Origin of the sequence: Mycolicibacterium rutilum, assembly GCF_900108565.1 — a bacterium.
Classification (GTDB): Bacteria; Actinomycetota; Actinomycetes; order Mycobacteriales; family Mycobacteriaceae; genus Mycobacterium; species Mycobacterium rutilum.
Window position 1 is genome coordinate 5746143 of sequence record NZ_LT629971.1, and the last position, 15091, is coordinate 5761233.

14 protein-coding genes are annotated in these 15091 nt (G+C 69.7%); 6 read left to right on the top strand and 8 right to left on the bottom strand.

All coding sequences use genetic code 11. The features are described 5' to 3' along the window. Window positions 1–11: 11 nt before the first annotated feature. Window positions 12–683, top strand: coding sequence for a TetR family transcriptional regulator (locus tag BLW81_RS27925; protein WP_083410017.1), 672 nt, complete (start codon window positions 12–14; stop codon window positions 681–683). A 24-nt stretch (window positions 684–707) separates the two neighbouring features. Further along, window positions 708–1496: an enoyl-CoA hydratase/isomerase family protein gene (locus BLW81_RS27930; protein ID WP_083410018.1), complete on the top strand. Its 789-nt coding sequence runs from the start codon at window positions 708–710 to the stop codon at window positions 1494–1496. Here the strand turns inward: BLW81_RS27930 and BLW81_RS27935 are convergent. Both BLW81_RS27935 and BLW81_RS29555 read right to left on the bottom strand, forming a co-directional pair. Next, entirely contained in the window at window positions 1462–2232 is a 771-nt protein-coding gene (locus BLW81_RS27935) for an SDR family NAD(P)-dependent oxidoreductase (protein ID WP_083410019.1), read from the bottom strand. The two genes, BLW81_RS27930 and BLW81_RS27935, sit on opposite strands and share 35 nt — an antisense overlap. Window positions 2233–2264: 32 nt before the next feature. Continuing rightward, the gene (locus BLW81_RS29555; protein ID WP_083410020.1) at window positions 2265–2579 is read right to left on the bottom strand and encodes an RNA-binding protein; all 315 of its coding nucleotides are present in this window, start codon (window positions 2577–2579) and stop codon (window positions 2265–2267) included. Between the two features lie 656 nt (window positions 2580–3235). Here BLW81_RS29555 and BLW81_RS27945 point away from each other — a divergent pair. Together BLW81_RS27945 and BLW81_RS27950 are read left to right on the top strand one after the other, a co-directional pair. After that, window positions 3236–5116: a glycoside hydrolase family 2 protein gene (locus BLW81_RS27945; RefSeq protein ID WP_083410873.1), complete on the top strand. Its 1881-nt coding sequence runs from the start codon at window positions 3236–3238 to the stop codon at window positions 5114–5116. A 135-nt stretch (window positions 5117–5251) separates the two neighbouring features. Next, a complete protein-coding gene (locus BLW81_RS27950) occupies window positions 5252–6103 on the top strand; it encodes a DUF8017 domain-containing protein (RefSeq protein ID WP_083410021.1) in 852 nt (283 codons plus the stop codon). A 3-nt stretch (window positions 6104–6106) separates the two neighbouring features. Here BLW81_RS27950 and BLW81_RS27955 read toward each other — a convergent pair whose 3' ends face one another. Genes BLW81_RS27955 through BLW81_RS27965 form a run of 3 tightly spaced genes read right to left on the bottom strand, consistent with a single transcriptional unit; the run spans window position 6107 to window position 10180 of the window. Next, window positions 6107–6970, bottom strand: coding sequence for a pseudouridine synthase (locus tag BLW81_RS27955; RefSeq protein ID WP_083410022.1), 864 nt, complete (start codon window positions 6968–6970; stop codon window positions 6107–6109). After that, window positions 6967–8706: a glycerol-3-phosphate dehydrogenase/oxidase gene (locus BLW81_RS27960; protein ID WP_083410023.1), complete on the bottom strand. Its 1740-nt coding sequence runs from the start codon at window positions 8704–8706 to the stop codon at window positions 6967–6969. The genes BLW81_RS27955 and BLW81_RS27960 overlap by 4 nt, the downstream gene beginning before the upstream one ends. 58 nt (window positions 8707–8764) lie before the next feature. Continuing rightward, window positions 8765–10180 carry an NAD(P)H-quinone dehydrogenase gene (locus BLW81_RS27965; RefSeq protein ID WP_083410024.1) on the bottom strand — a complete coding sequence of 472 codons (1416 nt, stop codon included), beginning with the start codon at window positions 10178–10180 and terminating at the stop codon, window positions 8765–8767. 62 nt (window positions 10181–10242) lie between these two features. On the opposite strand from BLW81_RS27965, the gene BLW81_RS27970 reads away from it, so the two are divergent. Further along, a complete protein-coding gene (locus BLW81_RS27970) occupies window positions 10243–10722 on the top strand; it encodes a gamma-glutamylcyclotransferase family protein (protein ID WP_083410025.1) in 480 nt (159 codons plus the stop codon). A 25-nt stretch (window positions 10723–10747) separates the two neighbouring features. On the opposite strand, the gene BLW81_RS27975 is transcribed toward BLW81_RS27970, so the two are convergent. Next, window positions 10748–11920: an amidohydrolase gene (locus tag BLW81_RS27975; protein WP_083410026.1), complete on the bottom strand. Its 1173-nt coding sequence runs from the start codon at window positions 11918–11920 to the stop codon at window positions 10748–10750. Beyond that, window positions 11917–13098 carry a M20 family metallopeptidase gene (locus tag BLW81_RS27980; protein ID WP_083410027.1) on the bottom strand — a complete coding sequence of 394 codons (1182 nt, stop codon included), beginning with the start codon at window positions 13096–13098 and terminating at the stop codon, window positions 11917–11919. The genes BLW81_RS27975 and BLW81_RS27980 overlap by 4 nt, the downstream gene beginning before the upstream one ends. Window positions 13099–13154: 56 nt before the next feature. Here BLW81_RS27980 and BLW81_RS27985 point away from each other — a divergent pair, with 56 nt between their 5' ends. After that, entirely contained in the window at window positions 13155–13943 is a 789-nt protein-coding gene (locus BLW81_RS27985; protein WP_083410028.1) for a purine-nucleoside phosphorylase, read from the top strand. Here BLW81_RS27985 and BLW81_RS27990 read toward each other — a convergent pair. After that, the gene (locus BLW81_RS27990) at window positions 13889–15016 is read right to left on the bottom strand and encodes an AbrB family protein (protein WP_083410029.1); all 1128 of its coding nucleotides are present in this window, start codon (window positions 15014–15016) and stop codon (window positions 13889–13891) included. The two genes, BLW81_RS27985 and BLW81_RS27990, sit on opposite strands and share 55 nt — an antisense overlap. Between the last annotated feature and the right edge of the window lie 75 nt (window positions 15017–15091).

The window sequence follows — 15091 nt, forward strand, 5'->3', positions numbered from 1 at the left end:
ACGCTGGTTACGTGGACAAACGACCGAGCGCGCGTTCCAGCCGGTCGCGGTCCAAACCCGCCCGCGAGACGCTGACCCGCGAGCAGCGCAAAGAAGCCACCCGTCAAGCCATCATCGCCGCGGGCCTCAAACTCCTCGAGGAGCGCAGCTTCTCCGCTCTCAGCCTGCGCGAGGTCACCCGCGAGGCCGGCATCGTCCCCGCCGCGTTCTACCGCCACTTCGAGAGCATGGAGGCCCTCGGCCTCGTGCTGATCGACGAGTCGTTCCGCAGCCTGCGCGACATGCTGCGCAGCGCCCGAGCAGGCAAGCTCGACCCCAAGCGCGTCATCGAGTCCAGCGTCGACATCCTCATCGACGGCGTCAACGAACGCCGCGAACACTGGCGCTTCATCGGCCGCGAACGCAACAGCGGGGTTTCGGTGCTGCGGTACGCGATTCGCACCGAGATCCGCTTGATCACTTCCGAACTCGCCATCGACCTCGCCCGCTTCCCCGGGCTGAACACCTGGAGCGGTGAGGATCTCAACATCCTGGCCACCCTGTTCGTCAACGCGATGATCGTCATCGCCGAAGCCATCGAGGACGCCCACGACCAGGCCGCCCTCGACGAGATCAAACGGGTGGCGGTCAAGCAGCTGCGCATGATTGCCGTCGGCGTGGCCGGGTGGCGCAGCACCGTCTGAAAACGCGGCGGTTAGCGTGTTTCCATGTCCGATCTGGAACTGAACCACCCGCGCCCCGACATCGCCGTGCTGACCCTCAATCGGCCCGCCAAACTCAACGCGCTGTCCTACGATCTGGTCCGCGACCTGCACACCGCACTCGACCAGATCCGCGCCGACAACGACTGCCGCGTCGTCGTCCTCACCGGTGCAGGCCGTGGCTTCTGCTCCGGACTGGACCTCACCGACCCCAACCCCAACAAAGCGGGCGAAGGCGTCGAGTCCCCCCGCGCAGGGATGCGCTGGCAGGAGCTCATCGCCGATCTGACCACCAAACTCCAGCGGCTTCGCCAACCGGTCATCGCGGCCGTCAACGGCGTGGCCTACGGCGGCGGGCTGGGAATCGCGGCCGCCTGCGACATCCGCATCGCCGCCGAATCCGCCCGCTTCTGTACGCAATTCATCAAACTGGGCCTCGGCGGCTGCGACATCGGCGTCAGCTACACCCTGCCGCGCATCGTCGGCGCCGGACCGGCATTCGACCTCATCCTGACCGCCCGCGCCATCGATGCGCAGGAGGCCTTGCGAATCGGGCTGGTGAGCCGGATATCAACTGGCGGCGACGTCGTCGGCGACGCACTTCAGATCGCTGAAACACTATGCGGCTATGGCAAGTTCGGCGTCGAGTCCACCAAGCAGGTGTTGTGGGCCAACCTCGAGGCGTCCAGCCTGGAGGCCGCGCTGCAGGTGGAGAATCGCAGCCAGATCCTCGCGTCGACGAGCGGTGAGATGCGCGCGGCTAGCGAGGCGTTCCGCCGCCGTCCACGATCATGACCGTGCCGGTGATGTAACTTCCCGCGTCGGACGCCAACAGCAGTGCGGTACCGACGAGTTCGTCCGGCGACGCCAGCCGCTTCATGAGCGTGCTGTCGGCCATTGCGTCGATGGCCTCCTGCGGGTTGTTGCGCATCATGTCGGTGTCGACGGGCCCCGGCGCGATCGCGTTGACCCGGATTCCCGATGGCGCGAACTCGGCGGCCATCGACCGGGTGAACGACAGCAGCGCCGCCTTGTTCGACGAGTAGATCGCGGTGAACGGCGCGAAGTTGAACGCCCCGACCGAGATCATGTTGATCACCGCCGCATTCGCGCTGGCCTTCAGGTGCGGCAGCGCCGCCTGCACGAGGAACACCGGCCCGCGCAGGTTGACCTCGTACGACTTGGTGAACGCGTCGGCCGTCATCTGACCGAACGGTTGCGCCAACGCGTTCGCGGCGTTGTTGACCACCACATCGACGCCGCCGAACTCGTCGGCGGTCCGCTGCACCAACGCCTCGAGGTCGTCCACCTCACCCAGATGGGTCGGCACTCCGAGCGCCTGACCGCCGAGGTCACGCAGACGCTGCGCCGTCTGTTCGCACGCATCGGCTTTGCGGCTGGCGACGACGACCCGCGCGCCGGCGAGCACGAAACCCTCCGCCAGCGCGCGGCCGATGCCCCGGGTGCCGCCCGTGACGATCACGGTGCGGTCGGTCATGTCGAACAGGCGATCAAACGAGGAACGGTCCACGGCCGTCAGTCAAGCAGATCGCTCAGCCGTGCTCAGATGCAGCCGCTGACGCTGACCCGTCGCCCGACGCTGGCGCACACGTTCACATTCGGCGCCGGCGGGACGTACACCGGCGGCGGCGGGGGCGGCGGGGGCGGCGGCGCCTCGCCAGGCGGCGGTGGTGGCGGTGGTGGCGGCGGCGGGGTCAACGCGTCGTTGAGATACGACAGCGGATCGGCGCAGCCGCTCACGTCGACGTGCCTGCCACCGACCGAGCCGCAGAGGGTCGCCTCCGCGGTCGGCGGGTCCAGGTTCACCACGGTCCCGACCATCAGCGCCGCAGCCGCACACAGCAGAACCTTGCGCACGTCTCCTCCTTCGCCTTGACGTATGGGTCAATTCTGACAGCCGAACCCGCCTTCCGAGGTCGAACAGCGCGCCGTAACGATGTGCGGCAGCGGGTCGATGAGATGGGCGATGCCTTCCTCAGCACGCCTTCCCCAGATCCTCGCCGTCGGCCGTAGCTCATGCTGACCGACATAGTGAGCACATTTAGATTCAATTTGCTCCGCTCAGAAACACCCGGTCTGTTCACCGTCCGGCCGTGGTCGGTGCGGCGCCCCGGCAGGCTCCTACCGGTGGCGCGCGTCTCGTGGCGTTCGGCGTAGCGAGGTGTTAGGCTCGCCAAGCACTCAATCCCGGTATCCGCGCAGCAATATCGTCATGCTGCCATCACGAAGCGACACCTGTTGGCGCCGCTCCGAATTCGCCGATGGCAACGTGCAGACGACAGGTCGCCGCCACCGTACCGAAGTGTAGGGAAATGCCTGATTCCTTTGTGGATCGCTGCTGCCTAAGTTTGCTGTGGAGATGCCGTGCGCCGCGCGCAACCGTTAGTCGAAGTTTCCAGCAGGGGGGACTGAACATGGCCGAAGACACGCCGAACCACCACGTCCGCGTCGCGAGAACGAGGTGGACGACGCTGCGGCGGACGGCCACCGTCGCGCTCGCTATGGTCGCAGCGATGACGTTCGTCAACGCGCCGGCGCACGCCGCCGAGGCGTGGCAACGACAGAGCCCTCCCCTGGCGACCCCGTGGACCCATCTGGTGGGCCCGAACAACGCGCTGCCGGAGTATCCGCGTCCGCAGATGGCACGCGCTCGGTGGATGAACCTCAACGGTGTGTGGGCCTATACCGGCCGGTCCGCCGACGAGGCGTTGACGTCGGCGCCGGCGCTGCGCGACTACGACGAGAAGATCCTGGTGCCCTATCCGACGGAGTCGGCGCTGTCGGGCGTCAAGCGCCACGACGATCAGATGTGGTACCGCAAGTCCTTCCAGTTGCCCGGCACCTGGCGCGGCCAGCGGGTGCTTCTGCACTTCGGCGCGGTCGACCAGACCGCCACCGTGTGGGTGAACAACCGGCGGGTGGCCCACCACGAGGGCGGCTACACGGCGTTCAGCGCCGACATCACCGACGCGCTGCGCTGGTCGGGACCGCAGGAGATCGTGGTCCGCGCCGAGGATCGCAACGAGGCCAACCCGTTCGCGGTCGGCAAGCAACGCAACGAACCGGAGGGGCTGTTCTATACGGGAGCCTCGGGCATCTGGCAGACCGTGTGGATCGAACCGGTGCGCGCGGCCCACATCGACAAACTCGACATCACCCCGGACCTGACCGGTTTCACCGTCACCCCGCGGGTCACCGGGACCACCGACGAACGCGCCGAGGTGATCGTGTCGGCGCCGGACGGCAAAACGCTGGCACGGTCCTCGGGTGAACCCGGCACGCCGGTGCGCGTGCAGGTACCCGAGCCGCGACTGTGGACGCCGGAAGACCCGTACCTCTACGACCTCGAGGTCAAACTGGTCAGCCCCGAAGGCAAGGTGGTCGACGAGGTCGCCAGCTACGGCGGACTGCGCACGATCAGCACCGTCCGCGATCCGCAGGGCCGACCGCGAATCGCGTTGAACAACAAGATCACTTTCCTGCACGGCCCGCTGGATCAGGGCTACTGGCCCGACGGCATCTACACCGCGCCGACCGACGACGCGCTGCGCTTCGACCTCGAGCGGACCAAGGCGCTCGGGATGAACTTCGTGCGCAAGCACGCCAAGGTCGAACCCGCGCGCTGGTACTACTGGGCCGACAAGCTCGGGCTGATGGTGTGGCAGGACATGCCGTCGCTGGACGTCTCCCTCGACATCCCCGTCGGCCCCGCGCCGGATCCGTCGCCCGCCGCGAAGGCGAACTTCGAACGCGAGATGGTCGCGATGATCGACCAATTGCGCAGCGTCACCTCGATCGTCGGCTGGGTGCCGTTCAACGAGGGCTGGGGTGAGTTCGACACCGCACGCATCGCCGGTGTCGCGAAGAAGGCCGACCCGACGCGCATGGTCAACGCCAACAGCGGGGTCAACTGCTGCAAGTCGCGACCGGACACCCGCGCCGGCGACGTCTACGACGACCACACCTACGTCGGGCCGGGCCGCCCGGTGCTGCACGACAATCCGGCGACCCCGCGCGACGAGCGCCTCGCGCTCGGCGACCGTCCGGTGCCGCTCGAACATCGCGTCGTGGTCGACGGTGAGTACGGCGGTCTCGGGCTGATCCCGCACGGCAACCGCTGGCCGGGCAAGCCCCAGGCCTACGAAATGACAAACAGCCGAGTACGTTTGACCGAACGTTACGTCGAGGTCAGTCGTGATCTCGAGGACGCGGTGCGCCGCGGCGGCCTGTCCGGCGCCATCTACACCCAGACCACCGATGTCGAGAACGAGGTCAACGGCTACATGACCTACGACCGCTGGCTGGTCAAGGTCACCCTCAAGACGGTGGCCGACCGCAACCGCGCCGTGATCGCGGCCGGTTCGGTGGTCGACGAGCCGGAGCGGCGCCGCTGAGCCCTCGTGCGGCAATCCGCCACATCGGCAGCGGCGCCGCACTAGGCTCCATCGGAGCCGAGCTCAACCGGGGGGCTGCTGCGGTTCAGACGGCGCACCTCCTCCACCGCCGCCTGATCACCCACGGAGCGACACGTGACCTACCCGACACCCGGGCCGATCCCGCCGGGCCATGATTACCCGGGCTATCACCCTGGCCCGCAACGCCGCACACCATGGCTGTGGATCGCGCTCGCCGTCGCGGTCGTGATCATCGTGGTGTTGTCCGCGGTGTTGATCGCGCAGAGCAAGGACGACGCGCCGACAGCCGCGCCACCCGCAGCGCCCGCACCGTCGTCGGCGATCCAGCCCGGCCCGTCGGATTCCATCCAGCCGCCGCAGAGCACCAACGCCGGTCCGTCGATGACCTGCGACGGCTACACCGCCTCGGTCGACGAGACGTCGCAACCCGGCTGGCACGCGACGATCAACCGGTACGGCCTGGCGTATGCCGCGCCACCGGACTGGACCGTCGCGGCGTGCGGCGTGCGCACCGGCTGGGCGCAGCCGTGCCCACAGGGCCAGTGCGTGATCCGTGAACTCGGCGCGGTGGCGACGGTCCCGAATCCAGCCTGCACCAAGCAAAACCTCGCGATCGCCGGCGTCACCGGGTCGAAGAACCCCGACATCCGGGCCGCGCTCGACGAGGAGATGCAGACGGTGGCGCCGATCTACACTCGCGACCAGAAGACGCCGAACATCGAGTACGCGCCGATACGGGAATTCGCCATCGGACCCCACGCCGCGGTGCAGACCGTCGCCACCGTCACCGGCATCGCCACCAGCGAGTGCACCGGCCCCTCGGCGTTCCACAGCATCGTCGTCACGACGGTCCCCAACGTCGAAGGTTCCGTCGTCTTCGTCATCTCGCTGCGCGAAGGGTCCACTGCCAGCCCCAATTCGAACATCATCAACGAGATGGTCGACACCCTGCGCAGCCCCGCTTGAGCCCTACAACGAACGCGCGCTGACGAGCACGCGCGGCCGACCGCTGAGCGGGTCGACGAACTCCAGCCGCTGCGCCAACAGCTGCAGCGGCCGCGAGAAGTCGTCCGGCGCGACGTCGATCACCTCCGGATACAGCGGGTCGTTGTCGATCGGCAGTCCGAGCGAGTTCATGTGCACCCGCAGCTGATGGGTCCGGCCCGTCGACGGCGTCAGCCGGTACAACCCGTCGCCGAGGTGCTCGACCACCGTCTCGGCATTCGGCCGCCCGTGGCTCTCGACCGCCTGTAAACATCCGCGTCGCTTGACGATTCGGCTCCACACCACGCGCGGGAACCGCAGCGTCGGATCCACCGCGGCCCGCGCCACATACGTCTTGCGCACCTCCCCGCGCGCGAACATCGTCTGATACGCCCCGCGGATCTGCGCTCGCGTCGTGAACACCAGCACCCCGGCCGTCAACCGGTCCAACCGGTGCGCCGGCGACAACTCCGGCAGCTCCAACTCGCGGCGCAACCGCACCAGCGCCGTCTGCGCGACGTGCCTGCCGCGCGGCATCGTCGCCAGGAAGTGCGGCTTGTCCACCACGACGATGTCGTCGTCGCGGTACAGCACCGGGACCTCGAACGGCACCGGCACCTCGTCACGCAGCTCCCGGTAGAGGTAGACAAACGCCCCCGGCGGCAGCACCGTCCCCGGCGTCACCACTGTGCCGTCGGCGCAGACCACCTCACCGGCAAAGACTTTCGCCGCCGCCGCTTCACCGAACCGCGAAGCCAGCTCGACCAGCACCGCACCGCCGCGCAGCCGCACCCGGGCGGGTCCCAGCCCGTCGCGCACCGGGAGCGGCGCCGGCCGGGACCGCCTCAATTCAACGGCACCGGCTCGAGGATCTCGGCGCGGGCCTCCGGCGCGGCCGCACGCAGCGCGTCGGCGGACTCGTCGTCGGGCTCCTGCTGCGACCGGATCTCGGCGTCCACCCGGGCCAAATAGGTCGTCACTTCCCGGTCGATGTCCTCGGCGCTCCAACCCAGCACGGGCGCAACGGTTTCGGCGACCTCGCGGGCGCAGTCCACGCCGCGGTGCGGATACTCGATCGAGATCCGCATCCGGCGGGCCAGGATGTCCTCGAGGTGCAGGGCGCCCTCGGCGGCCGCGGCGTACCAGGCCTCGACCTTGAGATAGACCGGCGCCTCGGTGATCGGAGTGAGCAGTTCGGGCCGTCCCTCGGCCATCTGCAGCACCTCGCCGATCAGCGACCCGTAGCGGTCCAGCAGATGGCGCACCCGGTACGGGTGCAGGTCGTAATGCTTTCCGACACTTTGGGTCTGGTTGATCAGCGCGAAGTATCCGTCGGCCCCCATCAGCGGCACCTTCTCGGTGATCGACGGCGCCACCCGGGCGGGGATGTACTCGGCGGCCGCGTCGATCGCGTCCTCCCCCATCACCCGGTACGTCGTGTACTTACCGCCGGCGATCGCCACCAGCCCGGGTGCGGGCACCGCGACCGCGTGCTCGCGCGACAGCTTCGAGGTCTCCTCGCTCTCGCCGGCCAGCAGCGGGCGCAGCCCGGCGTACACGCCGTCGATGTCGTCGTGCGTCAGGGGCGTGGCGAGCACGGTGTTGACCGTTTCGAGGATGTAGTCGATGTCGGCCTTGGTCGCGGCCGGGTGTGCCAGGTCGAGATTCCAGTCGGTGTCGGTGGTTCCGATGATCCAGTGCGTGCCCCACGGGATGACGAACAGCACCGACTTCTCGGTGCGCAGGATGATGGCCACCTCGCTGACGATCCGGTCGCGCGGCACCACGATGTGCACACCTTTGGAGGCGCGCACCCGAAACCGGCCGCGCTGCTTGGACAGCGCCTGGATCTCGTCGGTCCACACACCGGTGGCGTTGACCACGACGTGCCCGCGCACCTCGGTGACCGCACCGTCCTCGGAGTCGCGCACCTGCACACCGATCACCCGGTCGCCCTCCCGCAGCAGCGACACCACCTGCGTCGAGGTGCGCACCACGGCCCCGTAGTGCGCGGCCGTGCGCGCGACCGTCATGGTGTGCCGCGCGTCGTCGACCACCGTGTCGTAGTACCGGATCCCGCCGATCAGCGAGGACCGCTTCAGCCCGGGCGCCAGCCGCAGCGCACCCGACTTCGTCAAATGTTTCTGCGCCGGAACCGATTTCGCGCCGCCGAGCTGATCGTAGAGGAAGATGCCCGCCGCCACGTAGGGACGCTCCCACCACCGGTTGGTCAGCGGGAACAGAAACTGCAACGGCTTGACCAGGTGCGGCGCCAACGTCGTCAACGACAGTTCGCGCTCGTGCAGCGCCTCGCGCACGAGGCCGAACTCCAACTGCTCGAGGTAGCGCAGCCCGCCGTGGAACATCTTCGACGAGCGGCTCGAGGTGCCCGACGCGAAGTCGCGGGCCTCGACCAGCGCCACCTTCAGACCGCGGGTCGACGCGTCCAGCGCGGCCCCGGCACCGACGACTCCCCCGCCGATCACCACGACGTCGAACTGTTCGCTGCCCAACCGCTGCCAGGCGTCTGCCCGCTGTTGAGGTCCCAGCAGGGTCTGTCCGTTCGCGGGGATCGGGTCACTCACCGGGATGGACTCCTCGTCACTCGTCGGTACCCTGCCCAATTCCCCAGGCTACGGGCAATCAATCCAAATCGTCGCGCGCCATCAGCTGCCGGCCCGCTTCGGTGATCGAACCCGACAGCGACGGATACACCGAGAACGTCTGCGCCAGGTCCTCCACGTCGTTGCCGTTCTGCACCGCCAGCGCGATCGGCATGATCAGCTCCGAGGCGATCGGCGCGACGACCACCCCGCCGATCACCACGCCGGTGGCCGGGCGGCAGAAGATCTTGACGAAGCCGCGGCGCAGGCCCGACATCTTGGCCCGGGCGTTGGTGTTCAGCGGCAGCATGACCGTGCGGGCCGCCACCGAACCGTCGTCGATCTTGGACTGCGGCACCCCGACCGCGGCGATCTCGGGGCGGGTGAACACCGCGGCGGCCACCGTGCGCAGCCGGATCGGTTCGAGCCCCTCGCCGAGCACGTGATACATCGCGATCCGGCCCTGCATCGCCGCGACGGACGCCAGCAGCATCAGCCCGGTGCAGTCGCCGGCGGCGTAGATCCCCGGCACCGGGGTCCGCGAGACCCGGTCGACCTTCAGATAGGCGCCCGGTTCCAGTTCGATGCCGACGCGCTCGAGACCGAGGCCGCTGGTGTTGGGCACCGATCCGACCGTCATCAGCGCGTGGCTGCCCTCGACGGTGCGCCCGTCGGTCATCGTGACCAGGACGCCGTCACCGTGGCGGGTCACCGACTGGGCGCGGGCGTTCTTGACCAGCGTCACGCCGCGCGAGGCCAACGCCTCCTCCAGCACCCCGGCCGCGTCGGAGTCCTCGTGCGGCAGGATCTGGTCGCGGCTGGCCACTACCGTCACCTTGACCCCGAGTTCGGTGTAGGCGTTGACGAACTCCGCGCCGGTCACACCGGAACCGACGACCACCAGGTGCTCGGGCAGTTTCTCCAGGTCGTAGAGCTGGCGCCAGTTCAGGATGCGCTCGCCGTCGGGTTCGGCGCCGCGCAGCACCCGCGGGCTGGCGCCGGTCGCGATCAGCACGACGTCGGCCCGCAGCGTGGTCGTGGTGCCGTCGTGGCAGGTCACCTTGACGCTGTGGGTGGCCATTCCGGGCTGGTCGTCGATGAGTTCGCCGCGCCCGGCGATCAGCGTCACGCCTTCGTTGCGCAGCCGCTCGGCGATGTCGGCGGACTGCGCGGCGGCCAGCTTCTTGACGCGGTCGTTGATCTTGGGCAGCGAGATCTCGGCGTCGGAGAACTCCAGCGCGTAGCCGAGGTCGGGCGCGCGACGCAGTTCGGTGCGCACACCGGTCGACGCGATGAAGGTCTTCGACGGCACGCAGTCCCAGAGCACGCACGCGCCGCCCAGACCGTCGGAATCGACGACGGTGACCTCGGCGACCTCCGGTCCACGGGCCGCGGCGACCAACGCCGCCTCATAGCCGGCGGGCCCGCCGCCGATGATCACGATGCGGGTTGCCACGTCCCCCAACCTAACGCCACTTCACTCGTCGAACCGGCTGGCGGGCCGATTAAGCTCACCTCGTGCCGATCTACGCCGCCTACGGGTCGAACATGCATCCCGAGCAGATGATGGAGCGCGCACCGCACTCGCCGATGGCGGGCACCGGGTGGCTGCACGGCTGGCGGCTGACCTTCGGCGGCGAGGACATCGGCTGGGAGGGCGCGCTCGCCACCATCGTCGAAGACCCCGCGTCGAGCGTGTTCGTCGTGCTCTACGACGTGACCCGCGAGGACGAGGAGAACCTCGACCGCTGGGAAGGCTCGGAGCTGGGCTTCCACAAGAAGATCCGCTGCCGGGTGCACCGCACCGCTTCCGACACCGACTTCGAACCCGTGCTGGCGTGGCTCTACGTCGTCGACGCCTGGGAAGGTGGGCTGCCGTCGGCGCGCTACCTCGGCGTGGTGGCCGACGCCGCCGAGATCGCCGGTGCCCCAGCCGAATACGTGCACGACCTGCGGACCCGGCCGGCGCGCAACATCGGCCCGGGCACCAGCGACTGACTCACCCCCGGGTCCGCACAGCAGGCTAGATCGCGGCCGCCTGGTCGATGATGTTGACCAGCACCCGCACCCCGACCGCCAGCGCCCGCTCGTCGAGGTCGAACGTCGGCTGGTGCAGATCCAGCTGCGGGCCGCGCCCGGTCCACACGCCCAGCCGCGCCATCGCGCCGGGCACCTCCTCGAGGTACCACGAAAAATCCTCGCCGCCACCGGATTGGCGGGTATCGGCCAGCACGTCGGGCCCGACGGTCTCGATGGCGTGGGTCAGGATCCGCGTCGAGATCTCCTCGTTGACCACCGGCGGCACCCCGCGCCGATATTGCACTGTGTGCTCGATGGCCAGCGGCGCCAACAGCGACGAAATGATCTCGCGCATGATCGATTCCAGCGTCACCCAGGTGTCGCGGCTCGCGGTGCGGATGGTGCCGGCCAGGGTGCCGGTCTGCGGGATCGCGTTGGCGGCGACGCCGGCGTTGACCGCGCCCCACACCATCACGGTGCTGTTGCGCGGGTCGATGCGCCGCGACAGCACGCCCGGCACCCCGGTGATCAGTGTGCCGAGCCCGTACACCAGGTCTCCGGTCAGATGGGGCCGCGACGTGTGACCGCCCGGCGAGTGCAGCGTCACCTCGAGCTGGTCGGCCGCCGAGGTGATCGGCCCGGCGCGCACCGCCACCTTGCCGACGGCCAACCGCGGATCGCAGTGCAGCGCGAAGATCCGCGACACCCCGGTCAGCGCGCCCGCGGCGATCGCGTCGATCGCGCCGCCGGGCATCAGCTCCTCGGCGGCCTGGAAGATCAGCCGCACCCCGACCGGCAGTTCGGGCACCGACGCCAGCGCCAGCGCCGTACCCAGCAGGATCGCGGTGTGCGCGTCGTGCCCGCAGGCGTGCGCGACGTTGGGCACCAGCGAGGCGTACGGCGCGCCACTGCGGTCGTCCATCGGCAGCGCGTCCATGTCGGCGCGCAACGCGATGCGCGGACCGTGCTCGGGGCCGAAATCGCAGGTCAGCCCGGTGCCGCCGGGCAGCACCTTCGGGTTGAGGCCCGCGTCGGCCAGCCGCGAGGCCACGAACTGGGTGGTGGCGAACTCCTGGCGCCCGAGTTCGGGGTGCATGTGGATGTGGCGGCGCCATTCGACGAGATCGTCGAAGTGGGCCGACAGCCACCGGGCGGCGGCGTGGGGCAGCACGCTCATGACGCCCGCCTCGCCTGCAGGTCCAGCACGCGGTCGCGTTCGGCAGGCGTCTCGGCCAACCGCGCGACCGTGCGGCCCAGCATGATCGCGCCCTCGACGACGGCCCGGTCCGCGCTGGGTCCCGCGGCCGCCTCGGCGAACGCCGGCTGATGCACCGACGCACCGCCCGCGTCGATCCCGACGATCGGATGGATGCCGGGCATCACCTGCGTGACGTTGCCCATGTCGGTGCTGCCCAGCGGCAGCGCGGCTTCCAGGTCGGCGCCCACCGGCGCGCGCCCGACCCGCTGCATCTCTTCGCGGAACGCCTCGGCCAGCCACCGGTCGGGGGTCAGCTCGTGATAGCTCGGTTCGGTCTCGCTCACCTCGTGACCGCAGCCGGTGGCCACCGCACCCGCCAGGAAACAGTCCGCCATCCGCTTCTCGAGTTCACGCAGCGACGCCGCGTCGTTGGCGCGCATCGTGTACTGCATCTCGGCGCGCGCGGGAATCACGTTGGTGGCCTGGCCGCCGTCGGTGACGATGCCGTGCGCCATCTGCCCCGGCGCCATCTGCTGGCGCAGCAGACCGATCGCCACCTGCGCCACCGTGATCGCGTCGACGGCGTTGACGCCGAGATACGGCGCGACGGCCGCGTGCGCCTCCCGGCCCTCGTAGCGCACGGCCACCTGCGACAGCGCCAGCGACCGCGCGGCGGCGATGTCGAGCGGGCCGGGATGCAGCATCACCGAGACGGCGATGTCGTCGAACGTTCCGGCGTTGAGCAGCAACACCTTTCCGCCGCCGGCCTCCTCGGCCGGGGTGCCGAGCAGCACGACGGTCAGCCCCAACTCGTCGGCGACGTCGGCCAGCGCCAAGGCGGCGCCGACCGCGGAGGCCGCGATGATGTTGTGCCCGCACGCGTGCCCGAGGCCGGGCAGCGCGTCGTACTCGGCGCACACCCCGACGACGAGCGGGCCGCTGCCGTAGACCGCGCGGAACGCGGTGTCCAGCCCGCCGGGCGCCGCGGTGATCTCGAACCCGTACTCGGCGGCCAGCTTCTGGGTCTTGGCGCAGCTGCGGTGTTCGGCGAAGGCGAGTTCGGGTTCGGCGTGGATCGAATGCGACAGCTCGACCAGGTCACCGCGGCGTCGGTGCACGGCGGCCTCGACGGCCTCCGGCGCGGTGAGTGTGGGCATCTTCGCAGTATCTCACTGTGCTCGGGCGCCGGTTCCGACCGCTAGGCTCGCGCACTGTGACCGCTCCGGAGATCAGCGCAGCCGCGCAGGCGATCGCCGAGCGCACCGGCACCGACCGGCACGACGTCGCGGTCGTCCTCGGCTCGGGATGGGCGCCGGCCGTCGACCGGTTGGGTGACGCGGTCGCGGTGGTCCCGGTCGCGGAGTTGCCCGGCTTCTCCCCGCCGTCCGCGCAGGGACACGGCGGTCAGCTGGTCTCGATGCGCATCGCCGAGCACCGGGTGCTGGTGTTCGTCGGCCGCATCCACGCCTATGAGGGGCACGACCTGGCCCACGTCGTGCATTCCGTGCGCGCGGCCTGCGCAACCGGCGTGCACACGGTGGTGCTGACCAACGCGGCCGGTGGGCTGCGGGAGGACTACACGGTCGGCCAACCGGTGCTGATCAGCGATCAGCTCAACCTGACAGGCCGCTCACCGCTGGTCGGGCCACGGTTCGTCGACATGGTCGACGCCTACGCCCCGCGGCTGCGCGACCTGGCCCGCGAGATCGACCCGGCGCTGGCCGACGGTGTGTACGCCGGGCTGCCCGGGCCGCAGTACGAGACACCCGCCGAGATCCGGATGCTGCGCACGCTGGGCGCGGATCTGGTCGGGATGTCGACGGTGCACGAGGCGATCGCCGCGCGCGAGGCAGGAGCGCAGGTGCTGGGGATCTCGCTGGTGACCAATCTCGCGGCGGGCATGACCGGGCAGCCGCTGAACCACGAAGAGGTGCTGGAGGCGGGCCGTCAGTCGGCGACCCGGATGGGCTCCCTGCTCGCCGGCGTCATCGGGCGGCTCTGACGGTCGCGCCGGCGGGCCAGCCGGATCATCGTGCGCGCCAGCAGCGGCGCCGCGAACAACATCAGCAGGATGCGCACCGCCTGGGCGGCGATGACGAACGTGACGTTGGAGCCGGTCTCGACGGCGGTGGCCAGCACCGCGTACACCCCGCCGGGGCTGGTCGCCAGGTAGCCCTCGAGCGGGGTCAGCCCGGCGATGCGTGCGAGCGCCACGCCCAGCCCGGCGGTCACCACACCGAGGACGACGATCAACGCGATCGCCGTCGGCAGCATGCGCCCGACCGCACGCAGCGAGTCGCGGGTGAACGCCAGCCCGGCCTGCCAACCGATCACCGCGTAGCCGACCTGCACCAGCACCACCGGCACGGTCAGCCCGAACGACAGTCCGGTCAACTCCAGCACGACGGTCAGCGCCAGCGGGCCGAGCAGGCCCGCGCCGGGCAGCCGGACCAGCTTGCCGACGGCCGCGCCGACGACCACGAGCGCGATCAGCATGCCGACGCTGAGATACCAAGGTGCGGAATCGGTTTGCGTCCCAGCGGTTTGGGTCACGGTGGCGGGTCGCGACCGGTCGGCGTGGTAGACGAGCGTGACCACCACCGGCATCGACGCGGTCACCAGCGCCACCCGCAGGTACTGCACGACGGAGACGACGCGGTCGTCGCCGCCGAGTTCACGCGCGATCGCGACCAGGCCCGAGGCGCCGCCCGCGACGAGCGCCAGCGATCCGGTCAGCGGGGTGACGTCGCGGTGCATCGCCAGCAGCGCTCCGCACACGACGCTCAGCAACAGCGTCGCCACCGCGACGGCGATGACGATCAGCCAGTGCGGCCCGAGCGCGTCGACCGCGTCCTGGTGCACCATCGTGCCGATGTAGACACCCAGCACGCCCTGCGACCCGAGCCCGGCCACTCTCGGCACCGGGCCGGGTGACCACGCCGTCAGTGCCAGCGCTATTCCGACCACCAGCGCGGCGAACAGTGCCGCCGAGGGCACGCCGAGCAGGGTGAGCGGGTAGGTGACGGCGACCGTCACCACCGCCAACAGCGACCACTTCAGCGCTTTCCTGACCATCGATGACAAGCATGCTCTTGATAAATCACGATCGTAACCAGGCAGTTCATTGGTGACATTGGGGATTTACCAAGG

Bases quoted from the DNA above. Each gene is read 5' to 3' on its own strand.
- BLW81_RS27930 (WP_083410018.1), top strand. From the start codon at position 708: ATGTCCGATCTGGAACTGAACCACCCGCGCCCCGACATCGCCGTGCTG.
- BLW81_RS27945 (WP_083410873.1), top strand. From the start codon at position 3,236: ATGACGTTCGTCAACGCGCCGGCGCACGCCGCCGAGGCGTGGCAACGA.
- BLW81_RS27975 (WP_083410026.1), bottom strand. From the start codon at position 11,920: ATGAGCGTGCTGCCCCACGCCGCCGCCCGGTGGCTGTCGGCCCACTTC.
- BLW81_RS27980 (WP_083410027.1), bottom strand. From the start codon at position 13,098: ATGCCCACACTCACCGCGCCGGAGGCCGTCGAGGCCGCCGTGCACCGA.
- BLW81_RS27990 (WP_083410029.1), bottom strand. From the start codon at position 15,016: ATGGTCAGGAAAGCGCTGAAGTGGTCGCTGTTGGCGGTGGTGACGGTC.